General features: G+C 68.3%; 15 protein-coding genes. 7 read left to right on the forward strand and 8 right to left on the reverse strand.

The features are described from left to right. The first annotated feature begins 193 nt into the window (after positions 1 to 193). A complete protein-coding gene (locus tag ABH927_RS18500; RefSeq protein WP_370023116.1) occupies positions 194 to 1,786 on the forward strand; it encodes a flavin monoamine oxidase family protein in 1,593 nt (530 codons plus the stop codon). Further along, positions 1,786 to 2,400 carry a Rid family hydrolase gene (locus ABH927_RS18505; RefSeq protein ID WP_370023118.1) on the forward strand — a complete coding sequence of 205 codons (615 nt, stop codon included), beginning with the start codon at positions 1,786 to 1,788 and terminating at the stop codon, positions 2,398 to 2,400. The genes ABH927_RS18500 and ABH927_RS18505 overlap by 1 nt, the downstream gene beginning before the upstream one ends. Positions 2,401 to 2,582: 182 nt before the next feature. Here the strand turns inward: ABH927_RS18505 and ABH927_RS18510 are convergent, their stop codons facing one another. After that, a complete protein-coding gene (locus tag ABH927_RS18510) occupies positions 2,583 to 2,963 on the reverse strand; it encodes a type I restriction-modification enzyme R subunit C-terminal domain-containing protein (RefSeq protein WP_370023120.1) in 381 nt (126 codons plus the stop codon). Between the two features lie 295 nt (positions 2,964 to 3,258). On the opposite strand from ABH927_RS18510, the gene ABH927_RS18515 reads away from it, so the two are divergent. Beyond that, on the forward strand, positions 3,259 to 3,720 hold the full coding sequence (locus tag ABH927_RS18515; protein ID WP_370023122.1) for a hypothetical protein: 462 nt from the start codon (positions 3,259 to 3,261) through the stop codon (positions 3,718 to 3,720). An 80-nt stretch (positions 3,721 to 3,800) separates the two neighbouring features. Here ABH927_RS18515 and ABH927_RS18520 read toward each other — a convergent pair whose 3' ends face one another. Together ABH927_RS18520 and ABH927_RS18525 are read right to left on the reverse strand one after the other, a co-directional pair. Beyond that, on the reverse strand, positions 3,801 to 3,938 hold the full coding sequence (locus ABH927_RS18520) for a hypothetical protein (RefSeq protein WP_370023124.1): 138 nt from the start codon (positions 3,936 to 3,938) through the stop codon (positions 3,801 to 3,803). A gap of 55 nt (positions 3,939 to 3,993) precedes the next feature. After that, positions 3,994 to 4,986, reverse strand: a complete 993-nt coding sequence (locus tag ABH927_RS18525) for a hypothetical protein (protein ID WP_370023126.1) — start codon at positions 4,984 to 4,986, stop codon at positions 3,994 to 3,996. Between the two features lie 550 nt (positions 4,987 to 5,536). Here ABH927_RS18525 and ABH927_RS18530 point away from each other — a divergent pair. The 3 genes from ABH927_RS18530 (at position 5,537) to sppA (ending at position 9,697) form a co-directional block, all read left to right on the forward strand. Beyond that, positions 5,537 to 5,833, forward strand: coding sequence for a hypothetical protein (locus tag ABH927_RS18530; protein ID WP_370023128.1), 297 nt, complete (start codon positions 5,537 to 5,539; stop codon positions 5,831 to 5,833). A gap of 353 nt (positions 5,834 to 6,186) precedes the next feature. Further along, positions 6,187 to 7,719 carry a glycosyl hydrolase family 18 protein gene (locus tag ABH927_RS18535; protein WP_370023130.1) on the forward strand — a complete coding sequence of 511 codons (1,533 nt, stop codon included), beginning with the start codon at positions 6,187 to 6,189 and terminating at the stop codon, positions 7,717 to 7,719. Positions 7,720 to 8,005: 286 nt separating this feature from the next. Then, entirely contained in the window at positions 8,006 to 9,697 is a 1,692-nt protein-coding gene (gene sppA / locus ABH927_RS18540; protein ID WP_370023132.1) for a signal peptide peptidase SppA, read from the forward strand. 3 nt (positions 9,698 to 9,700) lie between these two features. On the opposite strand, the gene ABH927_RS18545 is transcribed toward sppA, so the two are convergent. The 5 genes from ABH927_RS18545 to ABH927_RS18565 form a co-directional block, all read right to left on the reverse strand. Then, positions 9,701 to 10,177: a flavin reductase family protein gene (locus ABH927_RS18545; RefSeq protein WP_370023134.1), complete on the reverse strand. Its 477-nt coding sequence runs from the start codon at positions 10,175 to 10,177 to the stop codon at positions 9,701 to 9,703. Positions 10,178 to 10,465: 288 nt separating this feature from the next. Continuing rightward, a complete protein-coding gene (locus tag ABH927_RS18550) occupies positions 10,466 to 11,383 on the reverse strand; it encodes an ABC transporter substrate-binding protein (protein WP_370023136.1) in 918 nt (305 codons plus the stop codon). A gap of 36 nt (positions 11,384 to 11,419) precedes the next feature. Beyond that, positions 11,420 to 12,082 carry an ABC transporter permease gene (locus tag ABH927_RS18555; RefSeq protein ID WP_370023138.1) on the reverse strand — a complete coding sequence of 221 codons (663 nt, stop codon included), beginning with the start codon at positions 12,080 to 12,082 and terminating at the stop codon, positions 11,420 to 11,422. Beyond that, the gene (locus ABH927_RS18560; RefSeq protein WP_370023140.1) at positions 12,079 to 12,753 is read right to left on the reverse strand and encodes an ABC transporter permease; all 675 of its coding nucleotides are present in this window, start codon (positions 12,751 to 12,753) and stop codon (positions 12,079 to 12,081) included. Before ABH927_RS18560 ends, ABH927_RS18555 begins: the two co-directional genes overlap by 4 nt. Continuing rightward, positions 12,750 to 13,847: an ABC transporter ATP-binding protein gene (locus ABH927_RS18565; RefSeq protein ID WP_370023142.1), complete on the reverse strand. Its 1,098-nt coding sequence runs from the start codon at positions 13,845 to 13,847 to the stop codon at positions 12,750 to 12,752. Before ABH927_RS18565 ends, ABH927_RS18560 begins: the two co-directional genes overlap by 4 nt. A gap of 315 nt (positions 13,848 to 14,162) precedes the next feature. On the opposite strand from ABH927_RS18565, the gene ABH927_RS18570 reads away from it, so the two are divergent. Beyond that, on the forward strand, positions 14,163 to 15,746 hold the full coding sequence (locus ABH927_RS18570; protein ID WP_370023144.1) for an RNA polymerase sigma factor: 1,584 nt from the start codon (positions 14,163 to 14,165) through the stop codon (positions 15,744 to 15,746). The last annotated feature ends 62 nt before the right edge of the window (positions 15,747 to 15,808 follow it).

A 15,808-nucleotide genomic window follows, 5' to 3' on the forward strand; every position in this document is an offset into this window, starting at 1 on the left:
CGGGCGGGGCTTGGTGTTCACGGTGCCCACTGAGCCTGCTTGCAACCTGAGCAGGCCCTTCACCAGCCTGGATGCTTGATCACGAGCATCAAATGGCCATTGTGACCCAACCGAAACCAATTCGGCTAGTTGCAAACAATCGGTAGAAACACCGTAAATTCACACTTACCTCCACGAGATCACGGAGGTACGTGTGAGCTACACCAGAAGAAGCTTCCTGACTGCGGTCGGCGCGACCGGCGGCGCGGGAGCACTACTGGCCACCATGGGGGCACTCGGCCTGGCCCCGACCGCTGAGGCGGCCACCAAGACCGCGTTCACCCCGCCCCAGCCGTCCGACTTCTCCCTAACCGGGCGGGCCGGCAAGAAGGTCGTCATCCTCGGCGCGGGCATCGCCGGCCTGACCACCGCTTACGAGCTGGGCAAGGCAGGTTACGACTGCACCTTGCTTGAAGCCCGGGATCGGGTAGGCGGCAGGAACTGGACCATCCGTAATGGCGACCGGCTGACCGAGCTCAGCGGCGCCACCCAGACTGCCCGGTTCGCCCCGGAGACCTACATGAACGCCGGCCCGGCGCGGCTGGCGCAATGGATGGTCACCCTGGACTACTGCCGCGAGCTCGGCGTGCCCGTGGAGGTCTTCACCAACTCCAACGCCCAGGCGTACATCTTCCACGAGGCCGCCGGGATGACCGCCCCGGTCCGCTGGCGCACCGCCAAGGCCGATGTCTACGGATACATCTCCGAGCTGCTGGCCACGGCCACCGACGCCGGGGCGCTGAACGCCAAGCTCACTGCTCAGGACAAGGAACGGCTGCTGTCCTTCCTGTCCTCCTTCGGCGCCATCGGCGGAAAGTCGTCCGGGTTCGCCTATACGGACAACTCACGCCGCGGCCACTCCGTCGACCCGGGTGCAGGCGACCAGGAGGGCACCCTGCTCGGCTCGGTCCCCTCCCTGTCCTCGGTGCTCGCCAGCGGCGTCGGGCAGCGATTCTCCTTCGAGTTCGGCTACGACCAGGCGATGCTGATGTTCCAGCCGGTCGGTGGGATGGACGCCATTCCCATGGCCCTGGCCAAGGCGATCGGCAAGCACCGGATCCACACCCAGTCCCGAGCCACCAAGATCACCAATCTGGAGACCGGGGTCGAGGTCGAATACCAGGACAAGAACGGCAAGACCCAGCTGATCACCGCGGACTACTGCGTCGCCGCGATGCCGCCGCACATCCTCGCCCGTACCCCGCACAACCTCGGCGCCGACGTCCAGGCCGCGCTGGCGACGCCCGTGCCGACCAACGCGGGCAAGATCGGCCTGGAGTACCGCCGCCGCTGGTGGGAGACAGACGAGAACATCTACGGCGGTGTCACCAACACCGACCTGGACTTGGGCACCCTCTGGTACCCATCCTCCGGCTACCACCAGAGCACCGGCCTGATCGTCGGCTACTACAACTTCGGCGCGCAGGCCGACGCCTACGCCGCCCTGTCCCACGCTGAGCGGGAGCGCCGCGCGGTCGAACAGGGCATGAAGATCCACGGCGCCAAGTACCGAGACGAACTCAAGTCATCGATGTCCATCGCCTGGAAGCTCCAGCCGCATATCGAGGGCGCTTGGGTCTCCTGGCCCTCGCGCGAGGGCGCCTACCAGCTACTCAACCGCCCGGCGGGCCGCGTCCACTTCGCCGGCGACTGGCTGAGCTACATGATCGCCTGGCAGCACGGGGCGATCGAATCGGCCCGTAAAACCGTCACCGAGCTGCACCAGCGGGCGCTGAAGGAGTCATGATGAGAAAGCTCGCCGCCCTCGCGGCCGCCGTCGTCCTGGTGTCCGGCGCCGGAGCCGCCGACGCCGCCACGCGCGGCGCCCCCCGCCCGCACGATGTCACCCCGATCCTGCCGCCGGGGCAGACCAACCCATCCATCGCCGACGGCGTGATCGTCGGCTCGAACGTCGCCACCTACACCGCCAGCGGCCTGGGCCCTGCCGTGGCCAACCCGGCCGCGCCTGCCAACAGCCCGGAACGCTACGCCCCGGCCACCCTCCAGCCGGGAGTCACGCTGACTGAGGCGCAGGCCCTGGGGGTTCTGTCGCGGATCAAGGACAACCTGGCCGTCGCCGGGCTGGATCTGGACGATGTCATCTCCATGCGGGCCTTCCTGGCCAACCCGCCCGGCCAGGAAGTGGCCGACTTCGCCGGGTGGAACCGCGCCTACCGCCAGTACTTCGCCAATACCGACCTCGCCACCGGCGCGGTGATCCCGGTTCCCATGGGCACCGCCGCCCCCGCCCCACCCATCCTGGCCAACCCCGCCAGACCCGCCCGGGTCACCATCGAAGTGGCCAACCTGCCGGTCGCGGGCTGGCTGGTGGAGGTGGAGGTGGTCGCCGCCTACCGCTGAGCCGTCCCGCGCCGCCGTACCTTCCAGAGGGGTACGGCGGCGCAGCCACTCGTTTGGGCAGTCGGCCAGCCTGGGCGCCAAACTTCGACCACAACAGGCACCGCTCGACGGGTCAGGCCGCTGTCTCTTCCGGTACGGCTGTCGCGCGCACCGTCGTCAAGATCTCCTCGATGGCATCCACGTCAGCCTCCGGGAACAAGGTTTCCGGACCTCCGGGCGACAACGCCGTGAAAGGCGGCTCGTAGAGCGCCGCGACCGACGAGACCGTTCTTCGCAAGGAAGTCGATCAGATACTTGACGAAGTGCAACTGGTTCGCCGTGAGATCCTTGCCCGCCTGGAAATGGTCGAACGCCTTCGCTGCGGCCTCCCGGTCGAGGCCGGTGAGGGAGCGGAGGAAGACGCCGAGCCCGCCATGCTCGTTCTTGGCTCGCTCGATGTCGTCCTCGGTGCCGAAGCCGTTTGTGATGAAGCGCGGCGACCAGCTCGCGCAGCCGCTTACGCATGTTCTCCAGCATCGGCAGCGTGACGTCCTCCCACCACTGATCAGTGGTGAGGTCCTCAAGGAACTCCTGCTGCTGCCGGACGTTCGGGATGGTCAGGGTGGTCGGATCGAGCAGTGCCGAGGCAATCTCCTGCACCTGGGCGCGCAGCTTGAGGAAGTCCGCATCGGCCTGGGGCAGGGCGAGCTGAAGCCGCAGCGCGAGCAGGTCGAAAGCGCTTGGCCTCCTGGCTGTTGTCGTCCTCCCGAAACTGTGTGGGCAGCCCGGCCAGAGTCGCCGTGATCTCGGCGTGCTTGTCCAGGGTGATTCGGCCCGTTCTTGTCCTGGTTGGGACCGAACAGGTCGGGGCAGAGCCGGGTGCCCCGACCGATCATCTGCCAGTTTCGTCTTCGACCGCACCAGCTTGGCGAACACCAGGTTGACGACCTCGGGCACATCGATCCCGGTGTCGAGCATGTCCACGGAGATGGCGATGTGCGGGGCCTTGTCGCGCTCGGAGAATTTGTCGATCAGATTCTGGGCGAAAGCCTTCCGGTGGGTGATGACCTGGGCGAACTCCCCTCTGAATTCCGGGAAGAGCGCGTTGAAGCGCTCCGCGATGGACTCGGCGTGGTTGTTGTTCCGGGCAAAGATGATCGTCTTACCGAGACGGTCCCCGCCTTCAACCTTCGCGCCGTACGTCATCAGCGTGACGAGCGTCTTGTCGATGGTGTCCTTGTTGAACAGGAACTTGTTGATCTCATCGACGCTGATCTCATCGGGGAAGTCGTCGTCCTCCGACCAGTCGATCGCGTCCCACTTCTCCTTGTCCTCATCTGAGAGGTCGTCGTACTTGATGCCGCCACGTTGGAACTTCAGCGGCACATCGACGGCGCGCGGAGCAACAAGGTAGCCCTCGGTCACGGCCTCTTCCAGGCTGTAGACGTCGGTGGCACGCCGTCTTCGAGGTGAAACAGCCGGTAGGTGTTCCGGTCGATCTCGTCCTTCGGAGTGGCGGTCAGCCCGACGAGCAGCGAGTCGAAGTATTCAAAGATCACGCCGTATTATCCATACAGGTCCACGCGCCTTCACCAGACCGATCACTGCTACACCTCATGGGGTGCCGCTTGCGGGGCCGATGGCAAGGAGTTCGCGGAACTCGCCCACGGCGCGGCGATCCCGCTGGTCGAGGGGTACGGCACGCAGGACCATACGACCCGTTTCGATGATGTGGTGGCTGCGGTAGCCGGGTGCCAGGGAGCCGATCACGGTCGCCGCCTTGCGCGTGCCCTCATCGACTCCGCCCTGGGCGACCGTGCACAGCGCCTCGTGGAGCCGGACATTGGCGCCGTACTGGTAAGTAGAGGTGAGCGTGAGCACATCGTCGCGTGCCCTGTCCGCCGCCCTCTCCTCGCCCGCACCGGCGTAGACCCAGCTCTCGGCGAAGTGAATCTGGTCAGCCTTCCAGAAGCCAAAGGAGTCCGCCGCGACGCCTGCCGACGCCAGATCTAGCAGGTCGTTCAGCGTTGCCCGAGCCTCGTCGTGCCTGCCAAGCATCGTCAGGGCCTTGGCCCGGTTGGTCAGCACATCGACGGTGGGTCGGCCGGCGATCCCCTGGGCGCTATCGAGGAGGCGGAGAACCGTCTCCGGATCGCGCTGGCCGTACAGGCCGTGACCGGCCTCCTCGCCCCTGACCAGCAACCGCAGCCGCAGGTCTCCGGAGGCGTCAGCCGCGTGCCGTGCCGTACGCCACCAGCGCAGCGCGGCCCCGTGCTCACCCAACCTCGTCAGCGCGTTCGCGTACACGGATGCCATCGCCGCCGTGACCCGCTGCAACTCGGTCACATCGCTCGGCGAGGACACCTCCATCTGCCGCCGTACGGCCAGCAGGTCGATGAGGAGATCCGCCGCTACCTGGGCCGGAGGGCGGGTCCGCAGCGCGTACAAGTGATCACCGCAGGCGAGGTTCCAGTCCTCGATGCTCCGGGGCTCGCCGTCCATGGCCATGTCGAGAAGCTGGCGCACCGACTCGTCCGCGGAGCCGCCGGTGAGCGCTCCGATTCCAATACTCGCCGCGGCCAACTGGAGCAGACGACGACGCTCCATAAAGTCACCCTCATCATCATTTGACGTCTGAATCTTGGTCGCGGCTCGTAGCCGTTCCAATTCGGCCACCGATTCACGGAGTGCGACGAGAAATCCCTCCGCGCCGAAGAACCCGTCCAAGCGCCGCACGGAATCGGCATGAGGCAGGCATTCCCCCCGTTCCCATCGTGCAATCCTGGACCAATCGGTAAGAGTCTCCTGCCCCACGGTGGTCAGAGGAACGTCACCGCGCATCCGGCGCAGCGCCGCACCGAACAGATGCAGCGGAGAAGCACTCGGATCGACCGGATTCGGCTTACGCGACATGCCGCTCCAATTGGCGAGGTTGGCTCCCTGATTCGGCCAGATCAAAACCCTTGGACGGGCTTTGATCCCGCCTCAGTATGGACCCGGAAACAGCCCCCTGGCCTCGAAAACAACGGACCCGCAGGCGTTCGCACCGCCGTACGGGTCCCTTGATCAGGAAACGGAGCCCTGACCCATGACACACGATAAAACGACACACGATAAAACCACGGCGCCGGCTACGGAATTCGCCGGGTGGCGAGTCATGAGAAGCGACACCGGGCGCTTCTGGGCCACCCGGGAGCGTCCCTTCTCTGCGGCGGCCCAGCGCGCGGGGGCCATGCGCACAGTCGACGGCGACGACCTCAGCGGTCGGCAGCCACAACGGCTGTGGCTCGATCTGATCCTCGCCTCCGACGACGAGCCACCCCGCGTGCATCTCCAACTCGATGACCTCCCCATCGCCACGCTGACCGCCGACGAGGCCCAGCGCCTCGGCCTCAACCTCATCGCCCTCGCAACCCTGAGCGCGATGGAGAGCCCACCCTCCATCCGACCGTGACGTCGGCCCTCGCGCCGCCTGCGAGCCCCCACAAACCTCCCGCCTGCCGTACATTCCCCGTCCCGGCAGGCGGGCCATACTGTTTCTCCCGAGATCTGCGACGGCCCTGTGGTCTCTCGCATCCGAGGCGTGATGCCTGGCAAGTACGTCTACGGCTTGCGTGATGCCGACGGCGCAAGGGGGGGCCGCACCGGTCGGCGCGGCGCGACGCCGCACCTTAGGGGAGGCTTAAGCGAAGGTTAACCCGGCACGAACCCGTTGACCGGAGGGTGAACGCTGCCTAGTGTTCACTACTAATAGGAAACTTTCCTATGAATAACCCAGGTCCCCCCTCCCCCCACCTGGAGCCTTTCTTGCGAAGAATCCTGCTCGGGTCCCTCGTCGCCGGAGCGGCGCTCCTCGCGCCGCTCGCCCTCGGGACCGCCTCCGCCAGCACCGCCGCCGCCCCCCAGAGCCAGTTGGTCGCGCTGGCCTACGCGGCCTGGGCCCCCAACACCTCTTATGCCATCGGCGCGCGGGTGACCTACAACGGGGCCGACTACGAGTGCATCCAGGCGCACACGTCTCTCACGGGCTGGGAGCCGCCGAACGTCCCGGCCCTGTGGAAGCCCGTCTCGGGCTCCACCCCGACGCCGACTCCCACCAGGACGCCGACGCCGACGCCGACGCCGACTCCCACCAAGACCCCCACCCCCACGCCGACCCCGACGCCCACGAAGACGCCGACGCCCACGCCGACCCCGACGCCGACCGGCACGCCGACCCCCGGCGGCAAGAAGGTGATCGGCTACTTCACCAACTGGGGCGTCTACGCGCGCAATTACCACGTGAAGAACCTCGTCACCAGCGGTTCGGCCGCCAAGCTGACGCACATCATCTACGCCTTCGGCAACGTCGCGGGCGGCCAGTGCGCGCTGTCGGACACCTACGCCGACTACGACAAGTTCTACGACGCCGGATCCAGCGTGGACGGCACGTCCGACACGTGGGACGCGGGCGCGCTGCGCGGCAACTTCAACCAACTCCGCAAGCTGAAGAAGCTCTACCCGAACATCAAGGTCCTGTTCTCCTTCGGCGGCTGGACCTACTCGGGCGGCTTCACGCAGGCGGCGGCCAACCCGACGGCCTTCGCCAACTCCTGCTACAACGCCGTCGAGGACCCGCGCTGGGCGGACGTGTTCGACGGCATCGACATCGACTGGGAGTACCCGAACGCCTGCGGCCTCTCCTGTGACACCAGCGGCACCAGCGCGTACACCAACCTGATGAAGGCGCTTCGCGCCAAGTTCGGGTCCAGCTACCTGATCACCTCGGCCATCACGGCCGACGGCACCAGCGGCGGCAAGATCGACCTCGGCGGGTACGGCACCGCCGCCCAGTACGTCAACTGGTACGACGTGATGACCTACGACTACTTCGGGGCCTGGGCCGCGCAGGGACCGACCGCGCCGCACGCGCCGCTCACCTCCTACACCGGCATCCCGATCGCGAACTACTACTCCGACGCGGCCATCCAGAAGCTGAAGAGCCTCGGCGTCCCGGCGAGCAAGCTGCTTCTCGGCATCGGGTTCTACGGTCGCGGGTGGACCGGCGTGACGCAGAGCGCGCCGGGCGGCACCGCCACGGGCGCGGCGCCCGGAACGTACGAGCCCGGCATCGAGGACTACAAGGTCCTCAAGAGCAGCTGCCCGGCGACCGGCACCATCGCCGGCACGGCGTACGCCAAGTGCGGCAGCAACTGGTGGAGCTACGACACCCCCAGCACGATCGGGGGCAAGATGACCTACGCCAAGAACCAGGGTCTCGGCGGCGCCTTCTTCTGGGAGTTCACCGGGGACACCTCGAACGGTGAGCTGATCACGGCCATCTCCAACGGCCTGAGGTAACCGGCCGAGCACCCTTCGGCCTCACGTGGATCCATCGACTCCAGCCGCGGTATCAGCCCACCCCCCGGGCCACCTCGGCCGCCACTGACCGCGGCTGGCAAGGCCCCCGCGTCTCCGGACGCGGGGGCCTTCACATGTCTCCCGCAGCCTCCCGCGACACAGCACCCCATCTCGTACGGCACAGCCTCTACGCCCACAGCCTCGGACGGCACGGCTCGAAAGCAGGCGAAAGCCGTACCAATCGGGAGGGGCGTCGATAGGGATACCGTCGCTTAAGGTGGCATTTATGGACGCGACTAAGGCGATCTTGGAGACTGTCGACCGGGTGCGGCAGCGCCGTACCGCACCGCTGGTGCTGGAGCTCGATCTGACCGAGGGGCTGTCCGAGGGCCCGCCCGCCGACCCGCTGGGCGCGCTGCTGTCCATGCGCAAGGCGCGCCTCACCGACGTGCTGTCCGGCCTCAAGCGGGCCCGCAAGGACCCCCGCGTCAAGGCGCTGATCGTCAAGATAGGCGGCAACCCGCTCGGGCTCGGCATGGTCCAGGAGCTGCGGACCGCCGTGCTCCAGTTCAGAGCCGCGGGCAAGCGGACCGTCGCGTTCGCGGAGACGTTCGGCGAGTTCGGCGCCGGGACCGTTCCCTACTACCTGGCCAGCGCGTTCGAGAAGGTCTACCTCCAGCCCTCCGGCGACGTGGGCCTGACCGGCGTCGCGCTCGAACAGCGGTTCCTCCGGGACGCGCTCGCCAAGGCCGGCGTGGAGTATCAGCTCGGCCAGCGGCACGAGTACAAGACCGCCGCGAACACGTTCACCCAGAACCACATGACCGAGCCGCACCGCGAGTCGGCCACCCGGATCGCCGAGTCGGTGACCGAGCAGATCACGGCCGGCATCGCGGAGGCCCGCACGCTCGACCCGCTGCGGGTGCGGGAGCTGATCGACCGCGGCCCGTTCATCGGCGCCGAAGCCGTCGAGGCCGGACTGGTGGACGCGCTCAAGTACCGGGACGAGGTCTACGCCGAGACGGTGAAGGACGACGCCCACCTGCTCTACGTGTCGCGGTACGCCAAGTCCGTGCTGTCGAAGCGGCTGCCCCACCCCGGAGAGGACGTCGTCGCGCTGGTGCACGGCACGGGCATGATCCGGCTCGGCCGCAGCGGACGCTCCCCGCTGGGCGGTGGGGGCGCCATGGGCTCCGACACGATCTGCGCCGCCCTGCGCTCGGCCCGGAAGGACGAGAAGGTCAAGGCCATCGTGTTCCGGGTGGACAGCCCCGGCGGGTCGTACGTCGCCTCCGACGCCATCTGGCGTGAGGTCGTGCTGGCCCGGAAGGCGGGCAAGCCCGTGATCATCTCCATGGGCGACCTGGCCGCGTCGGGCGGATATTTCGTGTCGATGGCCGCCGACGTGATCGTGGCCCAGCCCGGCACGCTCACCGGATCGATCGGCGTGTTCGGCGGCAAGCCGGTCGTCGGGGAGCTGCTGGGCAAGCTCGGCGTGGTGACCGAGGCGATCACGGAAGGCGCCAACGCCGGGATGTTCTCCCCGGCGCGCGAGTTCTCCGACGCCCAGTGGGAGCGGGTGAACGCCTGGCTCGACCGGATCTACGACGACTTCGTCGGCAAGGTCGCGGACGGGCGTCGCATGGGCAAGGACAGGGCGCACGAGCTGGCCAGGGGCCGGGTCTGGACGGGCGCCGATGCCCGGGAGTCCGGCCTCGTCGACGAGCTCGGCGGCCTGGAGGACGCGCTCGACCTCGCCCGTAAGAAGGCCGGGCTCGCCTCGGATGCCACCGTCCGGACATATCCGCGCATGCACCCGCTGGAGCGGCTGCGGCCGCCGGAGTCCAGCGAGGACAAGTCGGCCGCGCTGACCCGTGTCCGGCTGGAGGCCTGGGGCCCGATGGCCCGGCTGGCCGGTGAGCTCGGTCTCCCGGCGTACGGCCCGCTCGTCCTGCCCGGCTGGTGGACGATCCGCTAGCCCTTACTGGGAAACCGGGCGGTAGCGGGCGCGGAGCCGTACCAGCGGGGCCTTGACGGGGTCGACGTAGTCGACGCCGAGGACCTCCCCGATGAACAGGGTGTGGTCACCGGCCGGGACGACCTGTGCCGTCTCGACCTCCAGCGCCGTCACGCCGCCGTCGATGACGAGCGCCTCGCTGTGCGTCCCGCGATGATGCGGGACGCCGGCGAGGAGGAGGCGGGCACTGGGCCTGCCCGGAGTGGCGAACCGCGAGGCGATGGCCTGCTGGCCGTCGGCGAGCAGGCTGGCCGACCAGCGGTCCCGGCGGAGCAGCACCTCGGCGAGGTAGCTCTCCGCGCCGAGGCTGACGAGGACGAGCGGAGGGTCGAGCGACACCGACATGAGCGTCGCCACGGTGGTGCCGACGTCGTCCCGGTCATCCTTGACCGTCACCACGCCGACCCCCGCCGGCACCTGCCCCATGGCCTCCGTGAACATTCCCCGCCTCCCTGTCTGTGTGGAGGTGATCATGCGCAGGTTCCACGGCGGCCCGTGTGACCCGCACCTCCCATTTTCGTGATCATGCACAGATTCCCCGCGAGGAGCCATGACCTGCGGCGCCGCCGTTCGTGATCATGCATTCTGTAAACGCATGATCACCAACAGTCTTGGCGCAGGTCAGCAGCCCTTCGCGGGAACCCGTGCATGATCACGCACGAGGTTGGACCTGACGAGAACACCTTCCCAGGAACCTGTGCATGATCACGCCCGAGGGGGGAGTTCGGGTTACAGGAGGCCGTTCTGGGTCAGCCAGTCCTTGGCGACCACCGGCGGGTCGTCCTTGTCGACCGCGATCCGCTTCATCAGCGACACCAGCGTGGCCGTGTCGAGCTTGGCCGAGATCGCGTTGAGGGTCGAGGTCACCGTGTCGTTGGCGCCCGACTTGTAGACGAGCGGAGCGACGTTCTCGGCGCCGAAGGCGTTCTTGGTGTCCTTCAGGGGCACGAGGTCGTTCAGCACGATCTTGGGGTCGGTCGTGAAGACGTTGCCGACCTGGATCGTGCCGCTCTTGATCGCGTCAGCGGTGGTGTCGGCTGTCGGCTTCCACTGCTTGAACTCCAGGCCGTAGACGGACTTGAAGTTCGCCTCCTGCCGCTCCTTGAACTCCGGCGGGCCGCCGACGACGAAGCCCTTCGACACCTTGGCCAGATCCTCGATCGTCGCGAGGTTGTTCTTGGTGGCCGTGTCCTTGGTGACCGTCAGCGAGTTGTTGTCCTCGGCCGCGGCCGGGTCCAGGACCTCCAGCTCAGGCGGAAGCTTGGCCTTGAGGTTGGCCAGGATCTCGTCCTTGGTCTTCGCCGTGGTGCTCTTGTCCACGAAGGCGTTCAGCGAGCCGATGTACTCGGGCAGGATCGTCAGCCCGCCGCTCTTCACCTGGTCGTAGACCACCTCACGGCTGCCGATGTTTGGCTTCTCCTCGACCGTGACGCCCTTGGCCTGAAGAGCCTGCGCGTAGATCGAGGCGAGGAGCACGCTCTCGGGGAAGTTGAAAGAGCCGACGACGACCTTGGCGGCCATTCCCCCCGAGGTCGCGGGAGCGGCGGACGTCGTGGCTGTGGTCAGGGGGTCTGACCCTCCACCACACGCGGATAGGGCGAGCGCTGCGGTCAGGGCGACCGCGGCAGCGCTGAGGATACGTCTCATCGTGCAATCCCTTCACATTCGGGGGGTAATAGAAGGTTAGCGGACCTGCCGCACCCCCGGGGAGACGACCACCCGGTTGAGCAGTGTGAATCCCAACTGGACGGCTAGGGCGAGGGCCGCGATGAGCACCGCTCCCCCGATGACACTGGAGTAACTCTTGGTGGCGAGACCGTCGATGATGAACCGTCCGAGCCCGCCCAGGCCGACGAACGCGGCCACGGTGGCGGTCGACACCACCTGGATCGCGGCGAGCCGCAGGCCCAGCAGGATCAGCGGCAGCGCCACCGGCGTCAACGTCTGGAACAGGACCTGGTGGCCGCGCAGGCCCATGCCGTACGCCGCGTCCCGGAGGTCGGCGTCCACTCCGCGCACGCCCTCGTAGGTGTTGACCAGGATCGGCGGGATGGCGAGCACGACGAGCGGGACGAGCACCGGGAGGACGGTCCCGACGCCGATCAGCAGCACGACCAGCACCAGCAGCCCGAGCGTGGGAAGAGCGCGGGCGGCGTTCGCGGAGATCACGACGAGCAGCGCGCCCCGCCCCGTGTGGCCGATCAGCATGCCGAGCGGGACCGCGACCAACGCCGAGATGAGGAAGGCGGCGGCCGAGAACTCGAGGTGCTCCAGCAGCCGGACGGGGATCCCGTCGGGGCCGGACCAGTTCGCCGCGTCGCCGAAGAAGTCGATCAGCCAGTTCACGCCGTCCTCCTCGCCCGGGACCACGGGGTCAGCAGCCGCTGCGCGAGCACGAGCAGGCCGTCGGACAACACGGCGAGCAGCACGATGAGCGCGATCCCGACGACGATCGGCGTGTAGAACTGCCGCTGCCAGCCGTCGATGAAGAGGTTGCCGAGGCCGCCCTGACCGATGAGCGCGCCGACGCTGACCAGGCTGATGCTCGACACCGTGGCGACCCGCAGGCCCGCGAGGACCACGGGCACGGCGACCGGCAGCTCGACCTGGAGAAGGCGGCGCAGCGGCCGGAATCCCATCGCGACCGCCGACTGCCGCACGTGGTCCGGAACCGAGGTGAGCCCGTCGACCACGGCCGGGATCAGCACGGCCAGCGTGAAGAACGTGAGCGGGAGGATCACCGTCGACTGGCTGAGCCCGGTGACGGACAGGAAGATCGAGAAGAGCACGAGCGAGGGCAGCGAGTAGGTCACGTTCATCAGCCCGGCCGTCGGCTGGTAGAGCCAGCGCCAGCGCATGCAGGCGAGCCCGAGCGGCAACGCGATGAGCAGCCCGAAGACCACCGGCAGGAACGCCATCACGACGTGGTTCTCCAACAGGGTCTTGATTGCGGAAGGGCTGCCGTTGTCCCAGTTCCGCAGGATCCAGTCCCAGCGGACCAGCGGCTCGTCGTTCATGACGGCGACCCTCCCAGATCAGACCCTCCCGAATCGGCCCCGGCCGTCTCCCCGCCGGGCCCGCCGCGGCCGGGGTCCTCGTGGACGCCCACGGCGTACTGGCCGAGGACCTCGTCCAGCGCCTCGCGGGTCACGACGCCCTCCACGCGGCCGTCACCGTTGACGGCGACCGCGGTGCCGTTCGGCGAGAGGAGGGCCGCGTCCAGCACCGCGCGCAGCGAGTCACGCTCGGGGTTGAAGGTCCCGTACGGCGCGAGCCCGCCGTTCCAGCGCCACCCGAGGGGCCGGTTGTGGTCGTCCACCACGAGGTCGGGGGGAGCCGCGCCGGGCCGGACGCTCTTGGCGGAGATGAACGACAGCCGCCGGATGCCCCGGTCGCGGCCGAGGAACTCGCGGACGAAGTCGTCGGCGGGCTCGGTCAGCAGGGTGGCGGGGCCCGCCACCTGCGCCAGACGCCCTCCCACGCGCAGGACGGCGACCGTGTCGCCCAGCTTGATGGCCTCGTCGATGTCGTGGGTGACGAACACGATCGTCTTGTGCAGCTCGGACTGGAGGCGCAGCAGCTCGTCCTGGAGGCTGGCCCGCACGATCGGGTCGACGGCGCTGAAGGGCTCGTCCATCAGCAGCACGGGCGGGTCCGCCGCGAGGGCCCTGGCCACCCCGACCCGCTGCTGCTGGCCGCCGGAGAGCTGGAAGGGGTAGCGGCTCGCCAGCTTCGGGTCGAGGCCGACCAGCTCCATCAGCTCCATCGCCCGCGCCCGGGCCTTCTTCTTGTCCCAGCCCAGGAGGTACGGCACGGTCGCCACGTTGTCCACGATCCTGCGGTGCGGGAACAGGCCGGCCTGCTGGATGACGTACCCGATGCCGCGCCGCAGCGTGGGCGGGTCGATATTTTTCACGTCCTGGTCGTCGAGCAGAATCCGGCCGGAAGTGGCGTCGATCATACGATTGATCATGCGGAGCGAGGTCGTCTTGCCACAGCCGGAGGGCCCCACGAACACGGTGATCGCGCCAGTGGGCACCTCGAGGCTGAGGTGGTCCACCGCCACCGTTCCGTCCTCGTAGCGCTTGGTGACGCCTTCAAATGTGATCACGCGGACCTCGTCCCTCGAAATTGCGATCATCCCAACAGCGCGAGCGCCCTCACTGTTCCCAGGAGTGGCCGCCTTAGCCACTCGGCGTGACGGCCTCTTTCGTGGCCCCCGCCACATGATCCGCCCGTCAGCCTAAGGGCACCTGCCTAGTCTGTCCCGTCCGCCCGAGTTTCGGGAGATCCCAATGGTCCGCGAAACCCGCGACTGAATATCTATCAAAAACGCATCTAATAGTGCGCTGACCCGCGATGTCTTGGCATGATTACTCTCTGGAACCTCTCCAGCCCCTCCGCCACGAACCCAGAGGAGCCGGTCGTGACCCCATCGCTCACCGGTCAGCGCTCCCGCAGCGAGCTGATCGCCGAGCTCTACGAGCGTCACGCCGCCGGTCTGTTCGCGTACTGCCACGACCAGCTCGGTGAGTCGGCCTCCGCCGCCGACGCCATCGTGGCGGTCTTCACCGGCGTCCCGACCGTCGAGCCGCCGCGCGCCGTCCTCTACGCGCTGGCCCGCCGAGAGATCTACCGCAGGGACGTCAGCTACGCCCTTCCCGCCGTCGACTCGATCACCGACCCCGCTACCGCGCTGATCGAGCGGGTGTTCCGCGACATCCGGCCGCACCAGCGGGAGGTTCTGCTCCTGTCGGCCGTCTGCGGCCTCGTGGCGCCGGAGCTGGCGGTCGTGCTCGACGTCGCGCCAGACACCGCCGAGGACCTGACGCTCGGCGCCCGGCGGCGCTTCGCCCAGACGCTGGAGACCGCGACGGCGGCGGCCAGGTCGGCGCCGTTCGTGGCCAGGGAGGTAGCCGAGGTCTACGACGCGATCGGGGTCGCCCCGATGGAGGACGTGCTGGCCCGGCTGCCGTGGCGCCGTCCGGCCGCGGCGGTGCGCGCCCGTGTGCTCTCCTCGCTGCCCTTCGAGGACCCCGGTACGGCTACCGCCGCGCCGAAGCTGCCGACCAAGAAGCTCTGGCCGACCACGCCGACCTGGCCGCTGCCGCTGAGCGATCCCGACCAGGTGAGCAACACGTGCGTCGTGCAGACCGGCGCGCTCACCCCGGCGGAGACGAGACGGAAGCCCAAGCACGAGGCCACGACCGAGCCCATGCCCAAGTTGCGTGGGTCGCTCCTCGCCGCCCTGGGCGAGAGCCGTACGCGCAAGCGGCGTGCGGCCGAACCGGCGGCGTTGCCCGCTCCCGTCCCGGTGGAGGTCGAAGCCCCGGAGGGCTTCGACGCGTTCCGACCGGCCGATACCGACGAGAAACCGGCGACCGCGTCGTCCGCCTCAGACGCTTCGGCTGGCTCGTCCGCTTCGGCGGCTTCGGCGGCTGAGCCTTCTGTGCCGGTCGCGGGTGCGGTGACGGCGGCGAACGCGCCCATCATGCCCGTCTTGTCCGTGTCGCGCCCGGTTGAGGCCCCCGGCGTGGCGGGCACGGAGGCCTCGATAGGTACTCAGGCCTCCGCAGGCACTTCCGGCGCTTCCGGTTCTCCCAGCACTCCGGTCGCTCCCATTGCTCCGGGCGTGCCGTCGAACCTGACGCCGGGTCCGACGCGGGGCTCGGCTCCAGGCGCCGCTTCGGGTGCCACTTCCGGAGCCGCTTCAGGAGTCGCTTCAGGAGTCGCTTCAGGAGTCGCTTCAGGAGTCGCTTCAGGAGTCACCGCTCAGGCGGGCGGCACGGCGGCGAGCACCGCGAGAGAGCCGACCCTCACGCGCACGGAGGCGGCGGCCGCACGGCGCGGCGGCAAAGGCGGTAAGGCCAGCAAGGGCGGCAGGAAGGTGAAGCCCATCAAGGTGGGCGAGCACCACTACGACTGGCTGTGGGAGCTCGTCGGCTTCCTGATCTGCCTCGCCATCGCGCTGATCGTCTTCTTCTGCGTCCCGACCATCGTCACCCCTTAGGCAACCAAGATCTGACCGCGACGCGGAAACTGCGGGATGCTCCGGCCCGCGCGGCTCTCGCA

The organism is Planotetraspora sp. GP83 (assembly GCF_041262585.1).
Lineage (GTDB): Bacteria > Actinomycetota > Actinomycetes > Streptosporangiales > Streptosporangiaceae > JAOEGB01.